The organism is Parabacteroides sp. AF17-28, from assembly GCF_003479205.1.
In the GTDB taxonomy this organism is placed as follows: Bacteria; Bacteroidota; Bacteroidia; order Bacteroidales; family Tannerellaceae; genus Parabacteroides; species Parabacteroides acidifaciens.
The window spans coordinates 351-16,451 of record NZ_QUGV01000035.1 but is presented as its reverse complement, the minus strand read 5'-3'; the positions used below and the strand labels follow the sequence as shown (position 1 = coordinate 16,451).

Below are 16,101 nucleotides of genomic sequence, written 5' to 3'. Positions count from 1 at the left end.
GGACATTTGCAAATGTAGCAAATTATTATATCTTTTATCAGATTTGGGCAAACGCCTGTTCCAAATCGTCAATGATGTCGTCGATATATTCGGTTCCGATACTCAGGCGCACAGTGGAAGGCGTGATGCGTTGTCCGGCCAGTTCTTCCGGGGTCATCTGCGAATGGGTGGTCGTATAAGGGTGAATGACGAGGCTCTTCACATCGGCGACATTGGCAAGAAGAGAGAAGATTTCTAATGAATCGATAAACTTCCAGGCAGCTTCCTGTCCGCCTTTAATCTCGAAGGTAAAGATGCTGCCGGCGCCTTTAGGGAAATATTTCTTGTACAGCTCATGGTCGGGATGGGACGGAAGGGACGGATGGTTCACTTTTGACACTTTGGGGTGGCGGGACAGGTAATCTACGACTTTTAAGGCATTTTCGACATGCCGTTCCACACGAAGCGACAATGTTTCCAAACCTTGCAACAGGATAAAAGCGTTGAATGGAGAAATAGTCGCCCCCGTATCACGCAGGATGACGGCACGGATGCGGGTCACAAAAGCTGCCGGGCCGGCTACATCCGCAAAAACGGCGCCGTGATAACTCGGGTCCGGCTGGGCCAATGTCGGGAACTTGTCCGCATTCGCTTTCCAGTCGAAATTACCGCTATCGACAATCACGCCTCCCAAGCTCGTACCGTGACCGCCGATAAACTTGGTCGCAGAATGGACCACAATGTCGGCACCGTGCTCGATCGGACGGATTAGATACGGCGTGCCGAAAGTGTTATCGACAATCAACGGGATATGATGACGATGAGCCACTTCCGCCACAGCATCGATATTGGTCACATCGGAGTTCGGGTTGCCGAATGTTTCCACATAAACGGCCTTCGTATTCTCCCGGATAGCAGACTCCAAAGCGTCAAGGTCGTTTACGTTGACAATCGTATTACTTATGCCCTGACCGATTAACGTATGCGTGATCAGGTTGAAAGAGCCGCCGTAAAGATTATCGGCTGCAACAATATGATCGCCTGCACGCAGTATATTTTGCAACGCATAGGTAACGGCAGCCGCACCGGAAGCTACAGCTAAGCCGGCGACACCTCCTTCAAGAGCCGCTACACGTGTTTCGAAAACGTCTTGTGTCGAGTTGGTCAGGCGGCCATAGATATTTCCCGCGTCGCGAAGACCGAAACGGTCTGCCGCATGCTGCGAATCGTGGAACACATAGGAAGTTGTCTGATAAATAGGGACTGCACGCGCATCTGTTGCGGGGTCCGGCTGCTCTTGTCCGACATGGAGTTGTAAAGTCTCAAAATGCAATTTCTTTGTTGCCATAGTCTTATTCTTTTAAATTGTTCTTCTTGTTTATTTTCCAGCAAAGCTATAGACTATGGATACTTCAAACAAGATTTGTACGAAATACAGAAAATAATACTATTTTTACCGTATCAAACAGAACAAGCGTAAGGCACAACGTGCTGAAAGTAGCTCTCAATAGAATTTTATTCTTATGAACACACCGGAGAAATTAGACAAAGTGGACCTGCAGATCCTGCGAACCCTGCAAAGCAATGCCCGGCTGACGACAAAAGAGCTGGCGGCAAGCGTCAGCCTTTCATCAACCCCCGTCTTCGAACGCCTGAAACGTCTTGAAAACGGAGGATATATAAAGAAGTACATTGCCGTGCTGGATGCGGAAAAGCTGAACCAGGGTTTTGTGGTGTTTTGCAGCGTAAAGCTCAGAAGGTTGAACAAGGAGATCGCCGCCGAGTTTACAAGAATCGTACAAGACATTCCGGAAGTAACGGAATGCTACAATATATCGGGCCGCTATGATTACCTGCTCAAAATACATGCGCCCAATATGAAGTACTACCAGGAATTTATCCTGAACGTATTAGGAACAATCGACAGCCTCGGCTCCCTCGAAAGCACATTTGTAATGGCCGAAGTGAAACATCAATACGGGATACATATCTGACGGGAGAACACTCTCCCGCCTATTTCTTCAACGCATAAATGCGTTGGATGATGTCCACCACTTTCATGCCTTCCAGCACGTTGGTCGTGATGCATTCGGCGTCGGCGCCGGAAAGGACACGCACCACGTTGCGGATCACAAAGTTGTGATTCTGGGCGGAACCTTTGTAAGGGCCGTAGTCATTTCCCGGATTGGTCGGCGCCAACTCGGGCATTTCGTAGTCTTTGACATGGCAGTATTCCACTTCATTCATATACTGCCCACCGATTTTCACGCTGCCGTTCTCCGCAACGATCAGCATGCTGCTTTCCATGTTCTTGTTCCAGACGGAAGTGGAATAGCTCAGGCTTCCCATCCCGCCGTTCACAAAATTGAAGTTCACGAAGCCGGAATCCTCAAAAGCGGTCAGCCCGGCATGGTTGAAGTCGGCAAAACGGGCCTGAATGTTGCAGATATCCCCGAAAAGCCAGTACATGATATCGATGAAATGGGAGAACTGGGTAAAGAGCGTCCCTCCGTCCAGCTTGGCATCTCCGTGCCAGCCGCCCGGCTTATAATAGCGTTCGTCGCGGTTCCAGTAGCAGTTCAGCTGAACCATATATATCTTGCCTAACTTGCCGGATTCCACCATTTCCTTGATCCAGACGGAAGGAGGAGAATAGCGGTTCTGCATGACGCAGAAGACCTGTTTACGGTATTTCAACGAAGCATAAACAACCTTCTCGGCGTCGGCAAGCGTCAGTGCCATCGGCTTCTCGATCACAACATGGCAACCAGCCTGAATAGCTTCGATAGCCATCGCAGCGTGCAGGCCGTTCGGGGTACAGATATTCACGACATCGATCATAAGGCCGCTCTGCAACAACTCCGCCAGAGAGGAGAAGAAAGGGACGTCGTAGGCTTCGACACCCAGTTCTTCACGGGGACGGATGTCACAAAGGGCTACCAGTTCGGCATCCGGATCGCGGGTCACCATCTCGGCATGACGTTTACCGATATGGCCACAACCGACTACTGCGAATTTTATCTTTTTATCCATAATCATATCTTATTTGAGGGCGAGTTTGGAACTCGCCTCTACGAGGGTTTCTGTTATGTATTGCTGTTGTTCGATCGGCATCTCGGTGTGAATGGGCAGGGAAAGGACGGATTTGCACAAACGGGTGGCGACGTCTAAACTGCCGGAGATGCGGGAAATAGAACTGTATGCTTCCTGATGATGCACAGGCAACGGGTAATAAACCATCGAAGGGATTCCTTCTTCCTTCAGCAGACGTTGCAGTGCATCCCGGCCATCGCCTTTCACCTGAATCGTATATTGGTGATAGACATGAGTGGAAAACGGGGAACGCGCCGGCAGAACGAACTGCTCGCAAGCGGTAAGCGTCTCGTCATAGTGGGCGGCAACCTTCCGGCGGGCTTCGGTAAAAGCTGTGATATGCTTCAACTTGACATCCAGAATAGCGGCCTGCAACGTGTCTAAGCGGGAGTTGCAGCCAATCCGTTTATGATGATATTTACATTCCTGTCCATGATTGGCAATCATGCGGATGCGCGTTGCCAACGCCTCGTCCGAGGTCATCAACGCGCCGCCATCGCCATAGCACGCCAACGGTTTGGAGGGGAAAAAGGAAGTAATCCCGATATGGCCGATTGTCCCGGCCTTCTGCACCCGTCCGTCCGGGAAAGTATATTCCGCTCCGATAGACTGGGCATTATCTTCTATCACATACAAATGATAAGCGTCGGCCAAGGCCATAATCGTCTCCATTTCGCAGGATTGTCCGAAGAGGTGGACGGCGATGATCGCCTTTGTCCGCTCAGAAACGGCCGCTTCTATCTTCTGCGGATCGATATTGAATGTGCGCGGATCGACATCGACCAGCACAGGCGTCAGCCCCAACAACGCGACCACTTCGGCAGCAGCGATATAGGTGAACGCAGGCAGAATCACTTCATCGCCCGGCTCGAGTTCCAGCGCCATCAGGGCTATCTGCAACGCATCCGTACCGTTTCCGCAAGGAATCACGTAAGGAATCCGGAGATATTCGCCCAAATGCGCTGAAAAGGTTTTCACCTGCGGGCCGTTAATGAAGGCACAATTGTCGATCACACGTTGCATGGCTGCGTCTATCTCCTCCTTGAAGCGGAGATATTGTCCGTGCAAATCAACCATTTGTATCTGTTCTTCAAACATTTTCTTCCCGAAGGTGTTTATTTCACTTCGCTGCCGGGTTTCACAGCTTTCTCCGGCATGATTACGGAGAGGCTTCCGTTGAAATCTTCGGCGGACAGTATCATTCCTTCGGAGACGATACCTTTCAGTTTGCGCGGCGCAAGGTTGGCGATGAAGCAAACCTGCTTACCGACAAGATCTTCAGGAGCGTAGTGCTGGGCGATACCGGAGACGATCGTACGTTTTTCCAAACCGTCGTCGATGCGGAACTGAAGCAGTTTGTCCGCTTTAGGCACCTTTGTGCATTCCAGAATCGTCCCGACACGGATGTCTAACTTCGTAAAGTCGTCGAAGGCGATGTTATCGCGAACCGGCTTTGCCTTGTAGTTGGCTTCTTCATTTGCTTTCTTGGTGTCGAGCAGCTTCTGCACCTGCGCTTCGATCACACTGTCTTCGATCTTCTCGAACAGCAGTTCGGATTTGCCTAACTGATGGCCGGCTTCCAGAAGGTCGGTCGAGCCGAGACGGTTCCAGCCTAACGGCGCGACGTTCAGCATCTTGTTCAGTTTCTCCATGCTGAAGGGCAGGAACGGTTCGAAGGCGATCGCCAGGTTTGCCGTGATCTGCAGGGAGATATTCATGATCGTTGCCACACGTCCCATGTCGGTCTTAGCCAGCTTCCAGGGTTCGGTGTCGGCCAGATATTTGTTACCTATGCGGGCCAGGTTCATGGCTTCCTTCTGGGCGTCGCGGAAATGGTATGTATCCAGCAGACGCTCTACGTCGGCTTTCACGTTGGCGAAGTCTGTCAGTGTCTGGCGGTCATAGTCGGTCAGTTCGCCGGCTGCGGGCACTTTTCCTTCGAAATACTTCTCAGTCAGTACCAGTGCGCGGTTGACGAAGTTACCTAAGATAGCAACCAGCTCGTTGTTATTGCGTGCCTGGAAGTCTTTCCAGGTGAAATCGTTATCCTTCGTTTCCGGTGCATTGGCGGTCAGGACATAACGCAGGACATCCTGCTTGCCCGGCATATCGACCAGATATTCATTCAACCAGACAGCCCAGTTGCGGGAAGTGGAGATCTTATCGCCTTCGAGGTTCAGGAACTCGTTGGCCGGCACGTTTTCCGGCAGGTTGAAACTGCCTTCCGCCTTCAACATCGCCGGGAAGACGATGCAGTGGAACACGATGTTATCCTTTCCGATGAAATGAACCATCTTGGTTTCCGGATCTTTCCACCAGGTTTCCCAGCTTTCGGGCAGCAACTCTTTCGTATTGGAAATATATCCGATAGGCGCATCGAACCAGACATACAGCACTTTGCCTTCAGCTCCTTCCACCGGCACGGGGATTCCCCAATCCAGGTCGCGGCTCACGGCGCGGGGCTGCAAGCCCATATCCAACCAGCTCTTGCACTGGCCGTAGACATTCGGTTTCCATTCCTTGTGTCCTTCCAGAATCCACTGGCGCAGGAACGGTTCCCATTTATCGAGAGGCAGATACCAGTGTTTGGTTTCCTTCATCACCGGCTGGCTTCCGCTGATCGCGGATTTCGGGTTGATAAGGTCTGTCGGGCTCAGGGATGTGCCGCAGGCTTCGCACTGGTCGCCGTAGGCTTTTTCGTTTCCGCAATGAGGGCAAGTTCCGGTAATATAGCGGTCGGCAAGGAATTGCTTTGCCTCTTCGTCATAATACTGTTCGCTCGTTTTCTCGATGAATTCGCCTTTGTCATATAAGGTACGGAAGAAATCCGACGCAACCTGGCGATGTGTAGCCGAAGTCGTGCGGGAATAGATATCGAAGGTGATACCGAAATCCTCGAAAGACTTCTTGATAATGCCATGATAGCGGTCAACCACATCCTGCGGAGTGATGCCTTCTTTCTTCGCTCTCAACGTGATAGGCACTCCGTGTTCATCCGATCCACCAATCATCAGAACCTCTTCTCCCTTCAGGCGAAGATAGCGTGCATAAATATCTGCAGGCACATACACTCCGGCCAGGTGACCGATGTGCACCGGCCCGTTCGCATACGGCAACGCCGTAGTAATCAGTGTTCTCTTAAACTGTTTTTCCATACCTTGTGTTCTCTTTTTGAGGCACAAAGGTAAGGAATAATTTGGTTAGACGGAAAAGATTGGTTTCATAAAAAAGCCGCCTGTATTCAGAGATGTTTACAAGCGGCTTTCTTTTGCCAGTTATTTATTCGTATATCAGTTCCAAATCATCCAGCCATAACGTACTGCCGTCGCCTCCGGTGAAATAATCGCCGTATTTGCTGGCGCTGGCTACGACCACGATATAAGTGGGCTTGCGTGTCAGCGAGCGGTAATCTAACTTCAGCTTAAATTCCGTCCAGTCGCCGACCGTTTCTCCTACGATCATTTCCTGATAAGCGATGATATGCGAATCGGACTTGCTGAATAGCTGGCGGTTCTTCTTCTTTGTCTGGATACGTACCGGCGAGTTCCAGTCACCCAAAGCGATGTAGATATGCGCCTGGTCGTTCATGCCTTTTTGGGCATCCTCGAACTGATCTTCCGGATCATCCGAGATCTGGGAAATCGGTTTACAAGTATATTTGAACCAGCCTTTGAGTGTTGTCGGACGGGCGGTGAACGGGCGTCCGAAATCCAGAATACCGTCGGTTCCATCGGTTTTTACATATTCTCCGGCAAACAGGTTTCCGGCTGCAAACTTGATAATGACATTTTCCGATGCTAACTTGATCGAGCGTTTGCCGCCATGAGGTTTCGACTCATCGAAGACTGTCACATTCTTGTTGGCCAGGTTAGAACCGGTATTTCCTGTGTCCCAGAACATCTCTCCGCCTTCGGCATAGACAAACCAGATGTTTTTCGGGTTCAACCACCAGTCTTCAAAGCCGGAGTTTGGCAACTGGGCGGCTTCGTCTGTCGTAAAGCTCGTGACATCGTATGTCTGGGAGCCAATTACCGCTTTATACTCATATTCGGTCGAAGGTATCAGATGGCGCATAGCCGCCGAGAAAGTTCCGTCTTCGTTGAACGTGATCTCGTCGTCGAAGACCTGATCCCAGGTTTCTTCTCCCTTCTGGCGATATTGGATATCAATGTTCGTTCCTTCTTTTGCCACACCGGTCAGATAGGCGCGCTTTGCCCATACGGAAAGGCTTGCGCCGGTTCCTTCGTAGTGAACGACACTGACAGACCATGTTTCCGTCTCGCCAAAGGCCGTCACGTCAAAAGAGCGGGTACGGCGGAAGTCAGTAACGGTCGTCGGTTCCGGCGTCGTAACCGCAATCGAGCTTCCTAATCTCATTTCCAGAACTTTCAGGTTACCCAAATCCGTATCTTTGCTCACATAGACAATCACTTTATGATTCTCTTCGTCGACAATCGGAGTTCCGACCTGCACATCGCTACCGTCGGCTGCCTTGATCGAGAATTTCCGTTGGATATTGAGTTTTGCCGATATCTGCCAGGAATAGTCTTGATAAATACGCAAGACAAAGGTAGCCGGCGACAGCAGATTGATCTGCGTATTGACCGTTGACGGCAGACTGTCGACCGACACGAATCCTGAATCCGGAAAAAGGGCAACATCCTTGCAAGCCATGGAATCCGGAATAATCAGCGTGCCGTCCGTCACCCGCAACTTGGTGATGCGAAGCGTACGCAGATCGACGGTATCATCCACTAAAATAGCGGCGGTTCTCATCTCCTTGTCGATCGCAGAAGATACGAAACCGTTCGTCTCGATCTCCTGTATCTCGGCTTTTACAACCGGATAGGGAATATCATTCTCTATACATCCGGCCAAGGCGCAGACAAGCGACAACAGACATCCTTTTATATAGACTTTATAATTCATTGCGTTTATATATAGAATGTAATACCTAAATTGATCGACAGCAGGTTGATTTTAAAGTTCGCCCCACTATTGGTGCGCTTGCCGGTCTCCACCTGGTTGGTTTTCTGGTCATACCACTTGAAGTCCAACCCTAAGACATCGATTGCCGCCTCAACCGCAACATAGTTGTTGATAAAGCAGGTGATACCGGGTGCAACGCCAAAGTTCAGGTTCTGTTTGATCTGATGCGTTCCTTTCAGCTCGTCACCTGTCCCGTCTTCTACGTTGCTCTGTCCATATCCGTAAGTCACACGGGCTTCGTTAAACAAACCGAAACGTTTGCTATCCCCTAAGTTTAAATAGGTACGGATAAAGAACGAACCCGAAACCGTGTGCGACTTATCTTTATAGTTAGACAAATCGAAACTCAGGTCATCGCCCAGATTTAGCGACAGATTTCCCAAATCCGTCAGCCCGCGGGAATAAGCGACACGTCCACCGATTGCGATATTATCCCGGATAAAATAGCTGACTACGGGAGACACTTTAAAGGTATATCCCGTGCTGGTCACATCGTCCATTACCAACCATTTGAAATTATCGTCCGTATGTTCGGAATAGGAAAACGATGCTCCAACCATCCATTGCCCCTTCGGGATAAATGTCTTCTGTTCTATCCCCCGATCAAAATTGTTCCCTCTCGCCATTGCCGGTATGCTGCATACGAGCAATAGCATTATTAATATATGCTTCATTGTCTGTTATTTGTTCAAAACTGTATCGTTATTCACCTAAACCTTCAAGCGATGTGCCGACGAAGGAGGCGGGGTTGTAATCGTATTTGAGTTCAAATTCATCGAGATATAGAACACTGCTTGTACTTCCCGTAAAATAATCACCGTATTTACTGGCTGTTGCAACAATTAAAATATGGGTTGGTTTCTTATTTTCACTACCCGGTTTATATTTAATGTCAATAGCGAATTTTTTATAACCATTTTTCTCATCACCACTTACAGATTCTTTAGATATCAATTCGCCATAAGCCAATACCGTATCATCATTTTTAAATAGATTCCGATTGCTCGCTTTAGTTCTAATTTCATACTCTTGCGTACAAAGAGCTACATAAATATGACATTGATCAGGATCATCCTTCTTTACTCCATCCGGACAATCCGATTTAGCAATGTTAATCGAACCGGAAATATATTTATAAAAACCTGTTAACTGAGTAGGGCGTCCAACATAGGGACGTCCAAAGCTTAATATTCCATTCGTCCCATCTGTTTTTTTAAAATATCCCGTATATAAACTTGCCGCAGCCAAAACACTAAAGACCTCATCTGACGCCAACTTAACAGCCTTACCAGAGATAATAGTAGTTTCTTCCGGAGCTGTCGGATTATGTTCTCCTGTGATTGCAGCTGCGGTATTAGCGCCTTTATTACCAGATCCCCAAAAAGCCTCGGTTCCGCCTGCATTTGCAGACCAACTATATTTTCCTATTTTACTCCAATCTTCAAACCTCAAGTTCGGTACAAACGGATTATTATTATCATCCGCATTCGCATAATCCGTCTTAAACTCAACTTCATTTCCATAAACGCGGTTTCCATCCGGATCACTACTGAAGGCACGATATACGTATGCTGTTTTCGGTTCCAAACCTTTACGAAATACACTAAATGTTTTCCCATCCGCATTTTTAGAAGCGACATCAACCAAAGTCCATTCGTTATCGGAAACCTTCTTGTATTCAAAGCCCAAACCATCATTGCTGTCGCTTTCTCCGCTAAAGAAAGTAAACGTCGACCAGATATTTATTGCTGCTATATCTTTTGTAATAACCGCTACGTTCGGCTTGACAGAATAAGAGAACGACACGCTCTGTTCCTGCGTTTTCGCATCCCTCACCGTAAATGTAAAGCGATGCATCTGGATCTTGTCATCATAAGAAGCCAAGGCATTGCTCATCTCCGTCAAATCAAAAGACAATTCATCTTTCGCTCCTTTTATATTCTCCGGCATTGGGAAGTGAATGCTTTCCAATAAAGTTTTTGTTTCCGCATCCAGGTTTGCCAAGTCAAAAGAAGAAGGTAAACCAGAACGATTAAGCAAAGAATCAGACTCAATTGTCACTAATAACTTTTCAATACCGCAAGATGCGATAAGCTTCAGGCTGCTATTTCCAAACTCGCCCGCTTTCGCTTCCAAGCTATTATTCTCTCCAAATCCTTCCAGCGTACACTCAGGAGCCTTGATATTCTCCAAATCTTCCACCTTAATAGGAATCGAGACAACAACCGTATCCGCACTTTCATCAACCGTTATATCATCAAACTTACCGCCAGCCTCACCGCTATCGTCAGGAGTATCCGGATCACCGCTTAATTTGAAAAATAACTTATAATGATACCGTTCCTGAATATCTTTGTATTCACGCTTCAACTGGAACTGTTCGCCATCTGTATTTGTCAGTTTTAACAGGGCCGATAACGTCTCCGGAGCAAAATAACCGCCACGCGTCTCCCCTTTCACGTAAGTAAGAGAGCCGGACGAGTTGCTAACCGTCGTACTGTAATCCATAAAGTATTTCTTAAAATCGTCACTGTAATCGACCGTTACTTTCGTATTGGCTATTTTACAAGTGACCTTTGCCGACGTTACCTGATTCGTCTTGATCTCACATTCTGTCTTTCCATAGAAATTCGGAAGTTCCCAAGCCGCAGAATCTTTCTTGCCGGAAGCCACGACCACCTGATAAGTGCCGGCATCCAGCAAAATACCTTCGTCCGCCTTTTCCTTCTCGAAGTCGGCAATATACTTAACCGTATCTTCCGCCGCATTCAGAATAGCGACAGCCAATACCGGATCGACTGCCTTCGTCTGCATCGTTACATTCTTCTCTACACCCAAATAAAGATATCCTTGCCCTTTATTCGTGTTCTTCTCTTCATCACATGACACAAAGCCAATCAACAATAAAGAGAAGAATATGGATAATATATATTTTGCCATCTTCTTATTTCGCTATGATCGTTAATGTTTTTGTATTGGACGTTCCGTTCAAATCCTCCAAGTAGATTCTGAACTTATGTGTCCCTTCAAAGTTCTTCAATAAAGACATAAAGCTGCTGACATCGAACTTAACCGTCTTTTGCCCAGACTTCACTGGCGCTAACAGAGCGGACTGCTGGCTATTCAGATTCAACATATCAAAAGGATTTCCTATGTCTGTCACAGCTCCCGTAAAGTCACTATTGTCCGAAGATATGTTGACTGTCATAGCCTTCACGCCTGTCGGCAATGTCATATCGATAACGACTTTCAAGGTAGAAGCATTTGCATCAGTCAGCGTAATCGGGCTGTCCAAATCGAACCCGCTTCCCTTAATAACCGGCTTTGCAGGAGTCGTTCCCCCACCTCCATCTCCGGAACCGCCGCTGCCACCATCATCACCAGCGACGAAATCAGACGGAATCGTAATCGTATATTCGCGTTCCACCAACTGGATATCGACTTTGATAACCGGACGTTTCAGAGAGTCGGGCGTTTCCGTCGGATCTTCCGGGTCAACCGGAACGTCCGGATTATCCGGATCATCGGGTTCTACAGGATCGTCCGGCTCGGCCACATCCAGCCATACGACAATATTGTTATATTCCTTAACGGTCGGATCCGTATAAAGATCACAGAAGTATTGCGTTTCCAAACCGGAACGGGTCGTTGCATGCAACGTAAAATCAAGCTGGTCGGTCGTTTTGAAGAACGGCTTCTTCTCTTCGTCCGACTTTAAAGTGAGGACACCGTTTCCGTTCGTCATCACGATTTCGTAGTCGTCTTTGAAACGATCCCGAAAATCGTCGGTATAAGCAACTGAGATTTTCTTATTACTCAACACACAAGGAGTAACCAGCGAAGATACTTCCTGTGAAGTGATCGTGCAGGTGTCTTTTCCCTCATAATAAGGCGTATCGTAGGCAGCATCTTTCAATTCGCCTTTTGTCGCAACCACCTGATATTTACCGGTAGCCAACAAGACCTCGTCTATATCGGCATACGAAGCGTATTCTTCCACCACTTCGCCGTTCTCATCCAGAATCTTTACAGAGAAATCGTTTACATCCAGACTTTCGTCCGTTGCTTTCGTTTCTCCGTTTCCCGTAATCGTTATTTCCTTCTGTGGGTCCAGCTTCAGGTCCAGCACGCCTACTTCTTTCGGCAGGTCTTCGCGGGACGGCTTCTTTCCAAACAGATCATCTTTCATTTCACAGGATGTAAGCCCTGCTATCAGAAACACGAATAAATAAAGGATATGTATCTTTCTTTTCATAATTGTTCTTTTTAAAATGCTTTAGTATCAGGATCCTCTCCGGTAAACTCAACTATATAATAATCGTTCGGTGCGGGAGCGTTCCCTCTTTTCTGCAATTCTTTCGTACGAGTCGGATAAGCGTTTGATTGGCTTTTAGCCTGAACCGTATATTCCAACCGTAAACCGCCGGCTACATCATCAAAGTAAATAACATGACCTGCGTTATCCTTTGTAAACAGGCATTCTTTACCGGCTCCGTTTATTACTTTCATTTGATAATTATCTGCAAAAAGAGCATTGAAACTCTGCGTCAGGTTAATATCGACAGCGACACTCTGGAATGTACAGTTTATAGCCGGAACCGTCGTGATCTTCTTTTCCAGAATCACCACTTCCGTATTCTCGCCATAGAAATAAGGATCATCATAAACTCCCCCATCCACTTTTGCACGGGAATAGGCTTTCACGGTGTATTTACCGACGGGTAGCGTGATATAATCCTGCTCTTTCAGTTTGGAAAAAGATTCAAACGTAAGATGCGCATCCTTATTCTCTTCCCCCGTGCCGACAAGTTCCACAATGAATGTATTGGCATCCATTCCGAAAGCCTTAGTTCCGACTACTTGTATCTCATCGTCAATACCTAACGATTGCAAAGAAAACCGTCCGCTGTTTTCAGGAATATCCCCGTTTTCCACCTCATCTTTCTGACAAGAGACTGCCAGCATACTGAGTACGCTAAGCAGTAAGATTGATATGTTGTTTAATGTTTTCATATTTTATTCGTAGATTAGTTCGATGTCGTCGATGGTCAAGACACTACCTATGCGTTTAGAATCAGCATAACCTTTTAATGCACCATCAGAGCCTCTCACACCCTGCACAGCTTTTTTCGTACTATTTACTCCAGCACGAAAATAAATTTTTATTCGTTCCGCTTTAATTTTATTTTTTGCTTCATCAGTTATATAAGAACTAAAATCTAATTCATATGAAGTAAATAAATCCTTTGCATCTGGAACCTGAACAGTTTTTTCAACAATAGTACCCTCTGTATTATTCTCTAATATAACAGTAACAACAAATTTATCAGATTTATAAGGTTTATACTTATAATTGAATTTCAGTTTGGCTGGTCTGGAAGAAATTGGATGTCCTTCTACTAATTCACCATCCACATATGAAGCAGCAAATAAAGAACCAGGAGTAACATTCTTTATTTCCCCCCCTAATAGAGTAAAGGTACTCCCTTCTCCCCAAGCAACAGTAGTCAACTCCGCTGCATTATTTACATTCCGGACTCCTGAATATTGGATGTAATAAGCCGTACCCCACTGAGTATTTGCACTTGTTGTTTCAAGATTACTGGTAGACCAGAATAAACCTTCTTTGTTATCCTTATTATACGGATACCACACATCAATATCCCGACCTATTAATCCTATTGCGTCTCCGATCCCTGTACTTACTGCATCTATCACATCTTTCGTCCATTCCTTATCAAACCCACCATCCGGAATCTGGAAAGCTTCCTCTGTCGTAAACGTTGCCTCCGTTGTTGGCCAATTATTAACCAAAGCACGAACCGTATATGTTGTATTCGGCTGCAATCCTGTAATTGTTGCATCAGAATAATCTTGCCATTTCTCTCCAACTTTCAGTTGATAAGACTTTGAATATTTCACATCCTCTACCACTTGTATTGTTGCTCTATTTGTCCAAACGCCACCTTCCGGCACAACAACCGTAAAGACAGGCGTTACTTCCAAAGTCGATGTCACAGTAACCTTCTTATCCAAATTATCCGTTACAGAAACTTCATAAGAATAAGTAGAAGCATCTTGTTCTTTCGATTCCAACTTACTTGAACATTCCTTCTTGAATACAATCTTACGATTTTGTTTATCATAAAAGATTCCATCCGGTAAATTATCAGAAAGCATATCATACTGGCCCTGCATAGCACCATCCTTATTCACCTTCAGAGTTAATGTTTTTATTCCCGCCTCTGCCATAACCGCAATAGCCGTATCTTTTTCCAATGAATGTTTAGAAGGAACTGCCAATTCAAATTTACCGACAGTTGGTTCTTTAGCTGCTTCCAGATTCACGGAAGCTGTGACCACATCCGAAGTATGCATCACATTCAATGCATCATTAATATAGACACTAAAACCGTAAGTTTTATCTTTCTCGGAAGCATACAATTGATTAAATGCACCTTTCAAATCCAACTCAATACCTTTCACTCCTGCAATCGGAGAAGAAACAGACTTCACCCCCCAATCCTTCTCAGCGGTATTCAAACCTGCAGATGTTGCGATATCGACACTATCGATCTTTTCACCATCTTCCAAACGGACAACCCAACATTCCTTGATACGTCCCGGAACTTCTGCCTTAACCGTACAAGAATCATTCTGATAACCATCCGTCACATTCATATCTACCGGTACATTATTTTCGAACCCGCAAGCCCAGATGCGCAAATCCGTAAACGGTTTCCACATAAAATCAGGAATACCAAACTCAAGATCGGCATCTTCCATCGAATCGTCCAACTCGATCGACAGCGCAAGTCCGTCCCCCGTCTTTCCATCCGTAGCAAATTTAAGTGTGACGGATTCTTTCGGGTTCAGCGTGATAGAAGGATTCGTAACGGAATAGACTTTCGGTTCTTCCCAGTTCTTACGCATCAACGAGATCGCAATACTTAGAGGTGTTCCCTCCTTTGCCACCTGCAAATACGCGCCACGCGTTTCGCCTTTTGCAATCGTGAAGGCGCCATCCATATAAGAAGTCTTCAAGGAGACGCTGTAATCGGAATATGCTTTCAGGAAATCTTCCGTATATTCCGTATAGATACGCGCATTCGCCATCCGGCATGTTACCTCCAGCGACGTCTTCATATCTTTCTTGATGACAAAATCAGTGCTTCCCTCAAAATAAGGATTATCGAAAGCGGCAGGCAGGTTTCCACCCTTAGAGGCGCGCAACGTATAAGAGCCCTCTTTGATTTCCAGCTGTTCCGGAAAATCTTTATACAAAGCGCTTTTCAGCGTGTCGCTCTCCTGGAAGACCTGGACAGTATAGTTGTCCACATCCTCAAAATCCGCTAAAATATTTCCAGCTTTAGTGGAGATAGCGCCACCCTTGATGTTCGTAGTATCGGCAGCGAGATTCAGGCTCAACATACCCGTGCTCCCTCCACCGTTCAAACGGTCCGAATCGCAGGAGAAAAATCCTGCAACCGACGCCCATACACACAAAGAAAATGCAATGGTCTTACCCAGACCCTGGCGTAATTGATACTCTTTCATTTGTATAGTAACTCTTTTTTACCTTAATACATACAATCTGAAACAGCACAATCAATACGTGATATTACCCTTTATCTATATAATTACCCTAATAAAAAACGTTGCAAAGTAACAACAACCCTCAAATTTCCACAAGGTCTATTTATCCGATTACGTGTTCTTTTCTTTAGAAATCAATGAATACAGCAAAAGTAAAGGCCTCATTTAGCATTATACAGTGTTCTGTTTTTATGGTATCCACCCAAAAACAGGAAAGTCCACGGCTTGCCGGGATAACTAAATTTGGCATCATGTAAACCTATAACATAGGGCGATCTGAGATTATAGCCATCAATATGGTTTTGGCGGATCATAACTATGATTTACCAAAACCATTACTATGAGATGGAAAAACGGAAGGGGGCATAATTTTGAGTTTTGAACCTTCTGCAAATTGAGAAATTACAATAACCCCTATTTTAGCCATTTTTCTATTTCATCCGA

Annotated in this window: 11 protein-coding genes; 1 reads left to right on the top strand and 10 read right to left on the bottom strand. The window is 46.4% G+C overall.

Going from position 1 to position 16,101, the window contains the following annotated elements; genetic code table 11:
- Positions 1-37: 37 nt before the first annotated feature.
- Positions 38-1,327, bottom strand: a complete 1,290-nt coding sequence (locus tag DWW90_RS18695; RefSeq protein ID WP_122346071.1) for an O-acetylhomoserine aminocarboxypropyltransferase/cysteine synthase family protein — start codon at positions 1,325-1,327, stop codon at positions 38-40.
- Positions 1,328-1,502: 175 nt separating this feature from the next.
- Here DWW90_RS18695 and DWW90_RS18690 point away from each other — a divergent pair, with 175 nt between their 5' ends.
- Complete coding sequence (locus tag DWW90_RS18690; RefSeq protein ID WP_115498322.1) at positions 1,503-1,973, top strand: Lrp/AsnC family transcriptional regulator; 471 nt, start codon at positions 1,503-1,505, stop codon at positions 1,971-1,973.
- A gap of 19 nt (positions 1,974-1,992) precedes the next feature.
- Here DWW90_RS18690 and DWW90_RS18685 read toward each other — a convergent pair whose 3' ends face one another.
- From DWW90_RS18685 to DWW90_RS18645, 9 genes are all read right to left on the bottom strand, one after another.
- Entirely contained in the window at positions 1,993-3,012 is a 1,020-nt protein-coding gene (locus tag DWW90_RS18685) for a Gfo/Idh/MocA family protein (RefSeq protein ID WP_122346083.1), read from the bottom strand.
- A 9-nt stretch (positions 3,013-3,021) separates the two neighbouring features.
- Positions 3,022-4,170 carry a DegT/DnrJ/EryC1/StrS aminotransferase family protein gene (locus DWW90_RS18680; RefSeq protein ID WP_122346070.1) on the bottom strand — a complete coding sequence of 383 codons (1,149 nt, stop codon included), beginning with the start codon at positions 4,168-4,170 and terminating at the stop codon, positions 3,022-3,024.
- Positions 4,171-4,187: 17 nt separating this feature from the next.
- On the bottom strand, positions 4,188-6,227 hold the full coding sequence (gene metG / locus DWW90_RS18675) for a methionine--tRNA ligase (RefSeq protein ID WP_122346069.1): 2,040 nt from the start codon (positions 6,225-6,227) through the stop codon (positions 4,188-4,190).
- Positions 6,228-6,351: 124 nt separating this feature from the next.
- On the bottom strand, positions 6,352-8,001 hold the full coding sequence (locus tag DWW90_RS18670; RefSeq protein WP_122346068.1) for a PCMD domain-containing protein: 1,650 nt from the start codon (positions 7,999-8,001) through the stop codon (positions 6,352-6,354).
- A gap of 5 nt (positions 8,002-8,006) precedes the next feature.
- Positions 8,007-8,735 (bottom strand): hypothetical protein, encoded by a 729-nt coding sequence (locus tag DWW90_RS18665; RefSeq protein ID WP_122346067.1) that lies wholly within the window; start codon positions 8,733-8,735, stop codon positions 8,007-8,009.
- Positions 8,736-8,763: 28 nt separating this feature from the next.
- Positions 8,764-11,001 (bottom strand): PCMD domain-containing protein, encoded by a 2,238-nt coding sequence (locus DWW90_RS18660; protein WP_122346066.1) that lies wholly within the window; start codon positions 10,999-11,001, stop codon positions 8,764-8,766.
- A gap of 4 nt (positions 11,002-11,005) precedes the next feature.
- A complete protein-coding gene (locus DWW90_RS18655) occupies positions 11,006-12,316 on the bottom strand; it encodes a DUF4493 domain-containing protein (protein WP_122346065.1) in 1,311 nt (436 codons plus the stop codon).
- Between the two features lie 11 nt (positions 12,317-12,327).
- Positions 12,328-13,074 (bottom strand): DUF4493 domain-containing protein, encoded by a 747-nt coding sequence (locus DWW90_RS18650; RefSeq protein ID WP_122346064.1) that lies wholly within the window; start codon positions 13,072-13,074, stop codon positions 12,328-12,330.
- 3 nt (positions 13,075-13,077) lie between these two features.
- Complete coding sequence (locus tag DWW90_RS18645) at positions 13,078-15,618, bottom strand: DUF4493 domain-containing protein (RefSeq protein WP_122346063.1); 2,541 nt, start codon at positions 15,616-15,618, stop codon at positions 13,078-13,080.
- Between the last annotated feature and the right edge of the window lie 483 nt (positions 15,619-16,101).

Bases quoted from the DNA above. Each gene is read 5' to 3' on its own strand.
- DWW90_RS18690 (WP_115498322.1), top strand. From the start codon at position 1,503: ATGAACACACCGGAGAAATTAGACAAAGTGGACCTGCAGATCCTGCGA.
- DWW90_RS18670 (WP_122346068.1), bottom strand. From the start codon at position 8,001: ATGAATTATAAAGTCTATATAAAAGGATGTCTGTTGTCGCTTGTCTGC.
- DWW90_RS18695 (WP_122346071.1), bottom strand. From the start codon at position 1,327: ATGGCAACAAAGAAATTGCATTTTGAGACTTTACAACTCCATGTCGGA.
- DWW90_RS18665 (WP_122346067.1), bottom strand. From the start codon at position 8,735: ATGAAGCATATATTAATAATGCTATTGCTCGTATGCAGCATACCGGCA.
- DWW90_RS18680 (WP_122346070.1), bottom strand. From the start codon at position 4,170: ATGTTTGAAGAACAGATACAAATGGTTGATTTGCACGGACAATATCTC.
- DWW90_RS18685 (WP_122346083.1), bottom strand. From the start codon at position 3,012: ATGGATAAAAAGATAAAATTCGCAGTAGTCGGTTGTGGCCATATCGGT.
- DWW90_RS18655 (WP_122346065.1), bottom strand. From the start codon at position 12,316: ATGAAAAGAAAGATACATATCCTTTATTTATTCGTGTTTCTGATAGCA.
- metG (WP_122346069.1), bottom strand. From the start codon at position 6,227: ATGGAAAAACAGTTTAAGAGAACACTGATTACTACGGCGTTGCCGTAT.
- DWW90_RS18645 (WP_122346063.1), bottom strand. From the start codon at position 15,618: ATGAAAGAGTATCAATTACGCCAGGGTCTGGGTAAGACCATTGCATTT.
- DWW90_RS18650 (WP_122346064.1), bottom strand. From the start codon at position 13,074: ATGAAAACATTAAACAACATATCAATCTTACTGCTTAGCGTACTCAGT.
- DWW90_RS18660 (WP_122346066.1), bottom strand. From the start codon at position 11,001: ATGGCAAAATATATATTATCCATATTCTTCTCTTTATTGTTGATTGGC.